This window comes from Streptomyces sp. NPDC002044 (assembly GCF_040296725.1).
GTDB classification, from domain to species: Bacteria; Actinomycetota; Actinomycetes; order Streptomycetales; family Streptomycetaceae; genus Streptomyces; species Streptomyces antarcticus.
This window is the reverse complement of record NZ_JBEOXU010000163.1, coordinates 1-12,581: the sequence shown is the minus strand read 5'-3', so window position 1 is coordinate 12,581 and position 12,581 is coordinate 1. Positions and strand designations below refer to the sequence as shown.

The window sequence follows — 12,581 nt, the reverse complement described above, 5'->3', positions numbered from 1 at the left end:
GGCGGCGTCCCCCCCGCCCGCTCCGCCGCGATGGCGGCGGCGGCCGCCGCGCCGCTCGCCGGGCGGGGGGCCCGGGTCGGCGTGCTGATGGGCACCGCGTACCTGTTCACCGCGGAGGCCGTGGCGGCCGGGGCGGTGCTGCCGCGCTTCCAGCGGGCGGCCGTGGAATGCACGGAGACGGTGCTGCTGCGCACGGCCCCCGGCCACGCCACCCGCTGCGCGGCCACCCCGTACGCCGACACCTTCGAGGCGACCCGGGCCCGCCTCGCGGAGAGCGGCGCGGAGCCGAGGGAGGTGTGGGAGGAGCTGGAACGGCTCAACCTGGGGCGGCTGCGGATCGCCAGCAAAGGGCTGCGCCGCCCCACGACCGGCACGGCGGCCCCGCCCGGAACCGCCGCCGGTGCCGGAACCGCCGCCGGTGCGGGCGCGGGCGAAGCCTCCCCCGGCACCGCCGGGAAGGACACCGCCGGGAAGGACACCGCCGGGGAGGACGGCGGCGGTCTGGAGGCCGTCGGGGAGGAACAGCAGTACGCGGACGGGCTGTTCATGCTCGGGCAGGCCGCCGCCCTGCGGTCCGGGACCACCACCGTCGCCGCGCTCCACGCGCAGGTCACCGACGGGGCGAGCGAGCTGCTGGAGCGGCGGGCCCGCGCGCTGGCCGCCCCCGGGCCCGCAGCGGCGGCCGCCGACCCGCTGGACATCGCCATCGTCGGCATGGCCTGCGCCTACCCGGGAGCGCCTGACCTGGCCGCGTACTGGGCCCGGATCCTGGCGGGGGCGGACGCGGTCACCGAGGTGCCTGCCGAGCGCTGGGACCCCGCGCTCTACTACGACCCCGACCCGGCGCGGGCCGGTGAGCGGACCCCGTCGCGCTGGGGCGGTTTCCTCGGCCCCGTCCCCTTCGACGCCCTCGCGCACGGCATCCCGCCGGCTTCGCTGGCCGGGATCGAACCGGTCCAGCTGCTGGCCCTGGAGATCTCGGCGCGGGCGCTCGCGGACGCCGGGTACGACAAGGGCCGGGACTTCGACCGGTCCCGGACCTCGGTGGTCTTCGGCGCCGAGGCGGGCACCGAACTGGCCGGCGCCTACGGGCTGCGCGCCCTGCACCCCTCCTACCTGGGCGAGCTCCCGCCCGAGCTGGACGCGCACCTGCCCCGGCTCACCGAGGACTCCTTCCCCGGGGTCCTCGCCAATGTCATCGCCGGCCGGGTCGCCAACCGCCTCGATCTCGGCGGGGCGAACTGCACGGTCGACGCCGCCTGCGCCTCCTCGCTGGCCGCGCTCGACCTGGCCTGCCGGCAACTCCGCGACGGGGACAGCGACATGGTGCTGTGCGGCGGCGCCGACGTGCACAACGGCATCAACGACTACCTGCTGTTCTCCTCCGTCCGGGCCCTGTCCCCCGGCGGGCGGTGCCGGCCGTTCGACGCGGCCGCCGACGGGATCGCCCTCGGAGAGGGAGTGGGGGCGCTCGTCCTCAAGCGGCTCGCGGACGCCGAGCGCGACGGGGACCGGGTGTACGCCGTCGTCAAGGCCGTCGGCGCCGCCAGCGACGGCCGGTCGCTGGGCCTGACCGCGCCTCGGCCCGAGGGACAGCGGCGGGCGCTGGAACGGGCGTACGCGCGCGCCGGGATCACCCCGGGCGAAGTGGGCCTGGTGGAAGCCCACGGCACCGGGACGGTGGTCGGCGACCGTACCGAACTCACCGTGCTGACCGAGCTGTTCACCGCCTCGGGTGCGGCCCCGGGGGCCTGCGCGCTGGGTTCGGTCAAGTCCCAGCTGGGGCACACCAAGTGCGCGGCCGGGCTGGCAGGGCTGATCAAGGCGGCCCGTGCGGTCCACGCGGGCGTCCGGCCGCCGACCCTGCACCTGGAGACGCCGAACCCGGCGTGGCGGGCGCAGAGCAGTCCCTTCTTCTTCGACACCGAGGCCCGGCCCTGGTCGGTGCCCCCGGGGCGGCGGATCGCGGGCGTGAGCGCCTTCGGCTTCGGCGGCACCAACTACCACGCCGTGCTGGCCGGTTACCAGGGCGCGGAGGAGCCCGCGCACGGGGTGGAGGAGTGGCCGGCCGAACTGTTCTGCTTCCGCGGTCCGGACCGGCGGGCCGCGGGCCGCGCCATGGCCCGGCTCGCGGCCCGGCTGGAGGAGAACGACGCCGCCGGGCGGCCCTGGACGCTGCGGGACCTCGCCGCGGAGAGCGCCGCCGGACCGGGTGCGATCCGGGTCGCCGTCGTGGCCGCCGGCCTGGACGAACTGGCGGTCCGGCTGGAGCGGGCACGGGCGTTCACCGCCGGCGCGGGGGTCCACGTACGGGAGGAGTCGGCGGATCCCGGGCGGGTGGCCTTCCTCTTCCCCGGGCAGGGCAGCCAGCGCACGGGCATGCTGGGCGAGTTGTTCATGGCGTTCCCCACGCTGCGGAGACTGCTGGACGAGGCTCCGGACGCCGTGGTGTCCGCGGTGTTCCCGCCGTCGGCCTTCACCCCGGCGGACCGGGCGGCGCAGCGGGCCGCGATCACCGACACCCGGGTGGCGCAGCCGGCCCTGGGGCTGGCCGGATCGGCGGCGCACGGGCTGCTCGGGGCGCTCGGTGTCCGGCCCGACTGCGTGGCCGGGCACTCGTACGGGGAACTGACGGCGCTCTGGGCGGCGGGCGCGTACGACACCGGCACCCTGCTGCGGCTGAGCACGTGCCGCGCCGAGGCGATCGTGGCGGCCGCCGGGGCGGACCCGGGAACGATGGCGGCGGTGGCGGCCGCCCCGGCGCACGTGCGGGAGATCGCCGCCCGCGCCGGGTGCGTGGTGGCGAACCACAACGCGCCGCGGCAGTGCGTGGTCTCGGGCCCGACGGCGGCGGTCACCGGGGCGGTGGCCGCGCTGCGCGCCGCCGGCCTGACGGCGGACCAGATCCCGGTGGCCTGCGCCTTCCACAGCCCGGTGGTGGCGGGAGCGAGCGCGGCGCTCGCCGCGGAACTGGCCGCGACGGAGCTGCGACCGGCCGCCCTTCCCGTCTGGTCGAACACGACGGCCGGACCCTACCCGGAGGCGGCCGAGGCCGTACGGAACCTGCTGGCGCGGCAGTTGGCGGAGCCGGTGCGGTTCGCCGAGCAGGTGGAGGCGATGTACGCGGCCGGGGTCCGGACCTTCGTGGAGGCGGGCCCGGGGCGGGTCCTGAGCGGCCTGGTCGGCCGTATCCTGCGCGGGCGGCCGCACACGGCGGTCCCGTTGGACGTGCCCGGCGAACACGGCCTGGTGCGGCTGGTGTCGGCGCTGGCGGAGCTGGCGGCGGCGGGCGTGCCGGTCGCGCCGGAGGCCCTGTTCCGCGGCCGCACCGGCAGGCTCCCGGAGCGGGCCCCGCGCCGCCCGGGGTGGCTGGTCGACGGCCACCTCGTCCGCACCGCCGACGGCGCCCCGGTCGCCGGCGGGCTCCAGCCGGCCCGCCGCGTGCTCCCGGCGAACGGGCTGCCGGCTTCGGCTTCGGCTTCTGCTTCGGCTCAGCCGGCCGGTGGGGCCGCGGCACCACGCGTGAGCGGCGCGGCTCCGGCCGACGGCCACCGGGAAGCGGCGGTCATGGAGTACCTCCGCGGCTCGCGCGCCCTGGTCGAGGCGCAGCGGGACGTCCTGCTCGGCTACCTCGGCGCGGCTCCCGGCGGCCGGGTTGCAGCGCCCCCGGCGGACGCGGCGGACGCGGCGGACGCGGCCCGCGGCCTCGGAGTACCGGTTCCCGCGGCGGCGCACGAGGCCCCGGCGCACGAGGCACGGCCCACGCCGGCCGGTGCTCCGGCCGCCCCCGGACCGCGCTCCGCCGAGGAGGTGATGGACGTGGTGCTGGAGATCGTCCACGTCCGGACCGGCTACCCCAGGGAGATGCTCGACCCCGAACTCGACCTGGAGGCGGACCTGTCCGTGGACTCCATCAAACGCGTCGAGATCATCGGCGCCCTGGCCGACCGGATCGGACTCCCCCAGGACCCCGGCGGCTCCGCCGAGTCGGCGGTCGAGGAGCTGTCCCGGATCAAGACCCTGCGCGGGATCGTCGCGTGGGTCACCTCGCGCTCGGCCGCCCCCGCCCCGCCCCCGGTTCCGGAGGTCCACCCGGAACCCGCGCCACCCGCCCGGCCGGAACAGGCCCCCGCGGTGGTGGTGCCGGTCGCGCCGGCCGTGGTTCCCGTCGCCCGGCTGCGGGTGGAGGTGCTGCCCGCGCCGGCCCCCGCCGGGGACCCGGGGGCCCTGCGGGGCCTGCGCGTCGGGATCGTCGGCGACGGCCAGGGCGTCGCCCTCGCGCTCGGCGGCGCCCTGCGGTCGCACGGCGCCGAGGTTCATCTCCTCGGGGAGGCGGCGGCCGGGTACGACGGGATCGTGGACCTGTCCGCGCTGCGGGCCGGGGCCGAGCCCGTACTCCCGGACGTCTTCCCGGGGTTGCAGCGCGCCCTGACCGGCGGCGTGCCCCGGCTGCTCCTCGTCACCGCGCACGGCACGCCGGGCGCGGGCCTGCACGGCTTCGCCCGCAGCTGCGCCCTGGAGTTCCCGGGGCGGCTGGTCCGCGCGGTGGAGGTCCACCCCAAGGAGGCCCCGGAGCGGATCGCGGCGCAGCTCCTGGCCGAGCTGGGCTGTGCCTGCGACGCCGGCCGCGACTGCTCCGACGGCCCCGGCGGCCTCAGCGGCTTCGACGGCCCCAGCGGCCCCGGCGGCCCCAGCGGCTTCGACGGCCCCTCGGTGAACCGCACGACCCCCACGACGACCGGCGCGACGACTGCCGGGGCGGACCGTCCCGCGGGCCCCGCCGCGGACGGCCCGGCCTCCGTCGGGTACACCGCCGAAGGGGTGCGGGTCACCCGGACCCCGGTCCCCGCACCGCTGCCCCGGACCGGGCCGGGGGCAGCGCCGCTCGCCCCGGGGTCCGTGGTGCTGCTCACCGGCGGGGCCCGCGGGATCACCGCGCGGACGGCGCTCGCCCTGGCCCGCTCCGCCCCCGGATGCCACGTCGAACTGATCGGCCGTACGCCCGAACCACCGGTGGAGGACGACGGGTTCGGCCAGGCCCTCGACCGGGTGGCGCTGCGGGCCGCGCTGATCGCCACCGGTCTGCGGACGCCCGCCGAGATCGAGGCGGCGGCCTCGCGCGTCCTGGCCGCGCGCGAGGTGCGGGCCACCCTCGCGGCCCTCGGCGCGGTGGCGGCCTCCGTCCGCTACCACTGCGCGGACGTCACGGACGAGCGGGCGGTACGGGACGTCGTGGCCGGAGTGCGGGCCCGGCACGGCCGGCTCGACGGCATCGTCCACGGCGCCGGGACCCTGCGCGACGGACTGCTGTGCGACAAGGCGCCCGAGGCGTTCGCCGAGGTGTTCCGCACGAAGGTGACCGGTGCGCGTCACCTAGCCGCCGCGGCCGCCGAGCACGGCCCGGTGCCCGCGCCCCGCTTCCTGGTCCTGTTCGGGAGCGTCGCGGGCGTGTACGGCAACCGGGGCCAGAGCGACTACGCCGCGGCGAACGACGCCCTCGACGCTCTCGCGCGCACCTGGGCGGAGTCCTTCCCGGGGCGCGTGCTGTCCGTGGACTGGGGCCCCTGGGCCGCGGAGGCGGGCGGAATGGTCACCCCCGAGCTGGAGCGCGCGTACGCGCGGCGCGGGATCCCGCTGATCGCGCCGGAGGCGGGCACCGAGGCGTTCCTCGCGGAACTCGCCTGCGGGGACGACGTACAGGTGGTCCTGATGGCCGGGGAGGGCGGGGGCCGTGGCTGACGGCCGGGGCCGGCGCGGTCCGCGCCCGACGGACGCGGCGATCGTCGGGATGGGCGCGGTGTTCCCCGGCGCGGGGGACCTGGCCGCCTACCGCCGCAACCTCCTGGCCGGTACGGACTGCATCGGCGACGTCCCGCCCGGGCGCTGGGACCCGGAGGTGTACTACGACCCGGGCGGCGCGGCCGGACCGGTGGTCGGCGACCGGTTCTACTGCCGGCGCGGCGGGTTCGTGGACGGGCTCGCCGCCTTCGACCCGACCCGGTTCGGGATCATGCCCGCCGCGGTGGAGGGCGCCGAGCCCGACCAGATGCTGGCCCTGCACGCCACGGCCGAGGCCGTCGCGGACGCGGGCGGGGACGCGCGGCTGCCGGCCGACCGCGCGCGGATCGGGGTGGTGCTGGGGCGTGGCGGCTTCATGGGCGTGGCCACCGCCCGGCTCGACCAACGCGTGCGCACCGCACACCAGTTGGCGCAGACCCTGCGGGACCTCGTGCCCGAACTGGGCGAGCGGCGGATCGCCGCGGTGCGGTCGGCGTTCCAGGAGGCGCTGGGCCCGGAGCGGCCGGACGCGTCGATCGGTCTCGTGCCGAGCTTCACGGCCGCCCGGACGGCGAACCGGCTGGACTTCCGGGGCCCCGCCTACACCCTGGACGCGGCCTGCGCTTCCTCGCTGCTGGCGGTGGACCAGGCGGTGGGCCTGCTGGCCGGCGACCGGTGTGACGCCGTGGTGGCGGGGGCGGTGCACCACTGCCACATCGCCACGCTGTGGAGCGTGTTCACGCAGTTGCGGGCGCTGAGCGCCACCGAGCGGATCCGGCCCTTCGACCGGCGGGCCGACGGGACCCTGCTGTCCGAGGGCACCGGGGTGGTGCTGATGAAACGGCTGGCGGACGCGGAACGGGACGGCGACCGGATCTACGCGGTGGTCCGGGGCACCGGGGTGGCCGGTGACGGCCGGGCGGCCAGCCTGATGAGCCCCCTCGTCGCGGGCCAGGTACGGGCGCTGGAGCGGGCCTGGCAGGACGCCGGCCTCGATCCCCGGGCGGCCGGATCGCTGGGGCTGCTGGAGGCGCACGGCACGGGTACGCCGGTGGGTGACACGGCCGAACTGGACACACTGGCCCAGGTGTTCGGTCCGCCGTCGGCGGGCGGCCGGTCCATCGGCTTCGGCTCGGTGAAGTCGATGCTCGGGCACACCATGCAGGCGTCCGGCATGGCCGGTCTGATCAAGGCCGCGCTCGCGGTGCACGAGGGGGTGCTGCCGCCCACCCTGCACCTGGAGGAGCCGCACCCCGGCCTCGCCCGGACCCGGATGCGGCCGGTGACGGCGGCGGAGCCGTGGGAGCGCGGCCCCGAACCCCGCCGGGCCGGGGTCAACGCCTTCGGCTTCGGCGGGATCAACGCCCACGTGGTGCTGGAGGAGGCTCCCGGCGCCGCCTCCCGACCCGCTGCTCCGGTACGGCGCTTCCTGCCGCTGGGCACCCCGGCCGCGCCGGTGGGGCCGGCGGCGCGGGCGGACGTCCTGCTGATGGCGGCGGACGGCCCGGCCGGGCTGGCGGCCCGGCTGGCCGCCGGGTCCCCGGTGTCCGGCGGGGACGGGCCGTGCCGGCTCGCCGTGGCCGGGCCGACGCCGCAGCGGCTCGCGCTGGCCGCGAAGGTCGTGGCGCGTGGCCGGCCCTGGCGGGGGCGCGGGGAGGTGTGGTTCGCGCCCGAGCCGCTGGGCGGCCGGGTGGCGTTCCTCTTTCCCGGCCTGGAACCGGAGTTCACCCCCGTCCTGGACGACGTGGCGGACCGGCTCGGCCTGGACCGGCCCCGGCTGACCCGGGACGGGGCGCTGGAGCGGCGGGCGCTGGACGCGATCACCACGGGCCGCTTCTTCGCCCGGGCGCTGCCCGCGGTGGGGATCGGGGCCGACGTGCTCGCGGGCCACAGCCTGGGCGAGTGGGCGGCGATGGTCGCGGCCGGAATGTACCCGCGGGACGCGGCCGACACGTTCCTGGACTCGCTGCGGCCCGGCTCGGTGAAGGTGCCGGACCTGGTGTACGCGGCGCTGGGGTGTGGCGCCCGGCGGGCGGAGGCGGCGCTGCACGGCCTGGACCGGGTGGTGGTCAGCCACGACAACTGCCCGCACCAGTCGGTCGTGTGCGGAGAGCCCGGCCAAGTGGCGGACGTGGTGCGGCGGTTGCGGGCGGAGGGGGTGCACGGTCAGGAACTCCCGTTCCGGTCGGGCTTCCACACCCCCATGTGGGAGCCGTACCTCGGCCAGGTCCGCGCCGCCTTCGGCCGGCTGCCGCTGCGGCCCGGCGCCCTTCCCGTCTGGTCGGCGACGACCGGGGCGCCGTTCCCGGCCGCCCCGGACGAGGTGCGGGAGCTGGTGGTGCGTCACCTGCTGGAGCCGGTGCGGTTCCGCGAGCTGGTGCTGCGGCTGTACGAGGACGCCGGAGTGCGCACCTTCGTCACCCTGGGCCCGGGCGGCCTGCCGGGGTTCGTCGAGGACACCCTGCGCGAGCGGCCCCACCTGTCGGTCTCCACCGCCTCCCCCCGGCTGCCGGGGCTGACGGCCCTGCGGCGCACCTGCGCGGCCTTGTGGGCCGAGGGGTTCGAGCCGCGCTGGGAGCTGCTGTCGGCGGTGTCGGCGGGCCCGCCGGCGCCGGCGCCGGAAGACGCCGCTCCGGCCGGTCCCGATGCGGCCGGTCCCGATGCGGCCGGTCCTGTTTCAGCCGGTCCTGTTTCAGCCGGCACGGCCCCGGCCGGACGGGGGGTGCCGCTCGACCTCGGTTCGCCGCTCGTCCGCCTCGGTGCGGAGGCCCGTACCGCCCTGGGCGGCCTGCGAACGGCCCCGCCGGGCCCCGCCGCCCCGCCGGGACCGGCCGCGTTCCGGCCCGTGCTGCTGTCCGCGCTCGACGCGGTCCTCGACGACGCCCGCTCGGCCGCCCTGAGCGTCACCGCGGCCTGGTCGGCCGCGCCCCTGCCGCGGCCGGCTCCGGCGGAGGCGCCCGTACCCCCGCCCGTACCCCCGCCCGCACGGATGCCCGTACCGGCCGGGGCGCCGCGCGTGGAGCGGCTGCGCCTCTCGCTCGCCGCGCTGCCCTACGTACGGGACCACTGCGTGTACCTCCAGCCCGACGGCTGGGCGGAGGACTCCGACCGGTTCCCCGTCGTCCCGATGACCACCATGCTGGAACTCGCGGCCGAGGCCGCCCTGCGGTACGCGCCGCCCGGCCTGCGCGTCGTCGGCCACGAACAGGTGCGGGCCCTGCGGTGGCTCCCGGTCGAACCGGCGGTCGACGTCGACGTCACCGTCCGCGACGACGGTCCGGGCCGGGTGCGGGTCTCGCTCGGCGGATACGCGGACACCGTCGTCCTGCTCGCCGCCCGGTACGGGGAGCTCCCCGCACCCGATCCGGCGCCGCTGTCCGCTCCGGGGCCGGCTCCGGTCAGCGCCGAGTCGCTCTACCGGGACCGGTGGATGTTCCACGGGCCGCGGTTCGCCGGGGTCCACGAGGTGCGGACCGTCGGCTCGGACGGCATCGAGGGCGTGCTGCGGGCGCTCCCCGATCCGGGGGCGCTGCTCGATGCCGCCGGGCAGCTGTTCGGCCACTGGATGCAGCTGCGGCTCCCGGTGGACCGGCTGGTGTTCCCCGCCACCGTGGACCGCGTCCGGTACGCCGGTCCCCCGCCGGCGCCGGGCGAGCTGGTCGGCGCCACCGCCCGCGTCCGCGAGGTCCGCGAGCTCACCGTCCGCGGCGATCTGGAGCTGCGGCGCGCGGACGGCGGGGTGTGGGCCCGGATCGACGGCTGGACGTACCGCCGGTTCGGGGCCGACGAACGGGTCTGGCCGATGAAGTTCACCCCCGAGGTGTGCGGCATCGGCGAGGCGCAGCCCGCCGGCTGGTGCCTGGCCCGGCGCCGCTGGACCGACCCGGCCTCGCAGGAGCTGGTGATGCGGCGCTACCTCGGGGCTGCCGAACGCCTCGTCTACGAGCGGCTGTCGCCGCGGGCGCGGAACCCCTGGCTGCTGGGCCGGATCGCCGCCAAGGACGCGCTGCGCGGACTCCTGTGGCAGGCCGGCGCGGGGCCGGTGTTCCCGGCGGAGGTGCCGGTCGGCAACGATCCGGCGGGCCGGCCGCTGGCCGCGGGTCCGCTGGTGGGGGGCTTGCGGCTGTCGATCGCGCACAAGGACCGCGTCGCGGTGGCCCTCGCCCACCCCTCCCTGCCCGTCGGGATCGATGTGGAGCCGGTGACCGGGGACCCCGGCGCGCAGGTCCGCGTCGCGCTCGGGCCGGATGAAGTCCGGCTCGCCGAGGACCTGGCCGCCCGCGACGGCACCGGCCTGCCGGCCGCGCTGACCGCCCTGTGGTGCGCCAAGGAGGCGGCGGCCAAGGCCGCGGGTACGGGGCTCGGCGGCCGGCCGCGCGACTGGCGGGTGGCCGGGGACCCGGATTCCGGCGGACTGCGCGTGCTGTCCCCCGACGGACACCCCCGCCCGGTCCGCACCACCCTCGTCGCGGGCCCGCCCGCCGACCACGTCGTCGCCTGGACCGCCCACCCCGCGGCGGTGTCCCCCGTCCCCTTCCACCTCACGGAGACCAGTCATGGCAGCTGACATCCTCGCCGAGATCACCGGCATGCTCGTGGAGATCGTCGGTGACGAGTACCTCCTCGCGGACGAGGTCACGATGAAGACGACGTTCAACGAGGACCTGGCCCTGGAGAGCATCGAGTTCGTGGCCCTCGCGGAGCTGCTCCACCAGCGCTACGGCTCCCGCGTCGACCTGATGGGCTTCCTCGCCGAGAAGGACATGGACGCCATCCTCGCCATGTCCGTCGGTGAACTCGTCACCCACATAGGCCGGATCACCCATGCCTCCCTCGTCCGGACCGCGACGGGCGCCCCCGGCGCGTCCGCCACGGACGGCTGAGCCGGCGTGGCCTTCGTCCCGGCGGGCCCGGTCCGCTTCCACGTCCAGCAGCCGCCCGCCACCGGCCCCGACCACCCGAACCGCCCCGTGGTCGTGTTCCTGCACGGGCTGGTCGTCGACAACCTGTCCTCCTTCTACTGCCCGCTGGCCGTCCCCGTCGCCCGGGCCGGACACCGGACCGTCCTGTACGACCTGCGCGGCCACGGCCGCAGCGAACGCCCGCCGACCGGCTACGACACCGGAACCGCCGTGCGCGACCTCTTCGCGCTGCTCGGCGCCCTGGACCTCGGACGGCGCCCCGTGCACCTGGTCGGCAACAGCTACGGCGCCACGCTCGCCCTGCACGCCGCCCTCGCCCGGCCCGACCGGGTCGCGGGGCTCACCCTCCTCGAACCCCTCCTCGACGGGGCCTGGACGGAGAACATGGTGGACACCCTGTCGGCGGCCGCGCTCAGCCTGGAGGACAGCCCGGTCCCCGCCGAACTGCTCACCCTGCGCCTGCGCAAGGCCGCCCACCTCACGGCCATCGCCGACGACCTGCTCAACCGCACCTCCCTCATCGACGACGTGGCGGCCGGCCGCACCTTCACCCCGGCGGACTACGCCCGGCTGGCCTGCCCGCTGCTGATCGTGTGCGGGGAGCACTCCGAACTGGTCCCGGGTGCGCGGGAGCTGGCCCGCCACGCCCCTCGGGCGGCCCGGCTGGAGATCCTCCCGGGGCTGGGCCACGACGTGCTGAAGGAGAGCAGCGGCGTGCTGCGGGCGGCCGTCCTCGCCCACCTCGGCGCGACGGCGGCGGCGGCCGTGCGGGCGGCGGCGCGGCCGCGGGCGGGAGCGTCGGTCCGATGAGGGTGCTCTTCACGGTGCCGCCGCTGGCGGGGCACGTCAATCCGACCGTGGCGGTCGGTGCCGAACTGGCCGCCCGGGGGCACGAGATCGCCTGGACCGGGCCGGCCGGCGCGCTGGCCCGGCTGCTGCCCGCGCAGGCCCGCGTCCTGCCGGCCGGGGAGGAGTCGGGCGGCGGGTACGCGCTGCTGCACGCCCGCTGGCGCGATCTGCGCGGGATCGGCGCGCTGCGCTTCCTCTGGGAGGAGGCGCTCGTCCCGCTGGCCCGGGCGATGGTGCCGGGAGTGACGGCGGCGGTCCGCTCCTTCCGGCCGGACCTGGTGGTCGCCGATCAGCAGGCCCTCGCCGGGCCGCTGGCCGCGCGGCGGCTCGGGGTGCCGTGGGTGACGTCCGCCAGCACCTCCGCCGAACTCACCCGTCCCTTCGCCGACTTCCCGAAGGTCGGGGAGTGGGTGGCGGGCCAGGTGTCCGGGCTGCTGGAGGAGTGCGGGGCCGGCTCCCGGGGTGCGGTCGCGGACTGGGACCCGCTCTTCTCCGACCGTCTGGTCCTGGTGTTCTCCAGCCGCGAACTGGTGGGAGCGGACGAGGAGTTCCCGCCGCACTACGCCTTCGTCGGCCCCGCCTTCGGCGCCCGGCCGGCCGCGCCCGGATTCCCGTGGCGGCGGCTGGACCCGGGCCGGCGCCGGGTCCTCGTGTCGCTGGGCACCCTCAACCAGGAGACCGGCGGCCGGTTCTACGGCGCCGTGCTCGGCGCCGCCGAACGGCTGGCGGGGGAGGTACAGCTCGTGCTCGCGGCCCCGGCCGCGCTGGTGGGGGCCGTCGCTCCGGGCGGGTCGGTGCCCGCGAACGTCCTGCTCCGGGAGAGCGTGCCGCAGCTGGAGCTGCTGCCGCACCTGGACGCCGTGGTCTGCCACGGCGGGCACAACACCGTGTGCGAGTCCCTCGCGCACGGGCTGCCGCTGGTGGTCGCGCCGATCCGCGATCCCGGCTCCCAAGGCAGCCGTAGGGCCGTCCTGCTCGTTCCCTTTGTCGACGGCAAGCCAGTCAGGCTCATGGCGCAACAGCTTCAGACGG

The 12,581-nt window shown here is 77.6% G+C and carries 5 protein-coding genes; all 5 read left to right on the top strand.

Translation table 11 applies throughout. From position 1 onward, the window contains the following. Nucleotides 1–5,739 (top strand): SDR family NAD(P)-dependent oxidoreductase (locus ABT106_RS27570; protein WP_502979490.1); only part of this gene is annotated, 5,739 nt, incomplete at its 5' end. Continuing rightward, a complete protein-coding gene (locus ABT106_RS27565; RefSeq protein WP_351282511.1) occupies nt 5,732–10,345 on the top strand; it encodes a beta-ketoacyl synthase N-terminal-like domain-containing protein in 4,614 nt (1,537 codons plus the stop codon). The genes ABT106_RS27570 and ABT106_RS27565, both read left to right, overlap by 8 nt. Then, complete coding sequence (locus ABT106_RS27560; RefSeq protein WP_351282508.1) at nt 10,335–10,661, top strand: acyl carrier protein; 327 nt, start codon at nt 10,335–10,337, stop codon at nt 10,659–10,661. The genes ABT106_RS27565 and ABT106_RS27560 overlap by 11 nt, the downstream gene beginning before the upstream one ends. 6 nt (nt 10,662–10,667) lie before the next feature. Further along, nucleotides 10,668–11,510, top strand: a complete 843-nt coding sequence (locus tag ABT106_RS27555; RefSeq protein ID WP_351282505.1) for an alpha/beta fold hydrolase — start codon at nt 10,668–10,670, stop codon at nt 11,508–11,510. Further along, nucleotides 11,507–12,581 (top strand): glycosyltransferase (locus ABT106_RS27550; protein ID WP_351282502.1); only part of this gene is annotated, 1,075 nt, incomplete at its 3' end. The genes ABT106_RS27555 and ABT106_RS27550, both read left to right, overlap by 4 nt.

What these genes read in the sequence shown, in the direction of transcription:
- ABT106_RS27560 (WP_351282508.1), top strand. Translation starts at nt 10,335, where the DNA reads ATGGCAGCTGACATCCTCGCCGAGATCACCGGCATGCTCGTGGAGATC.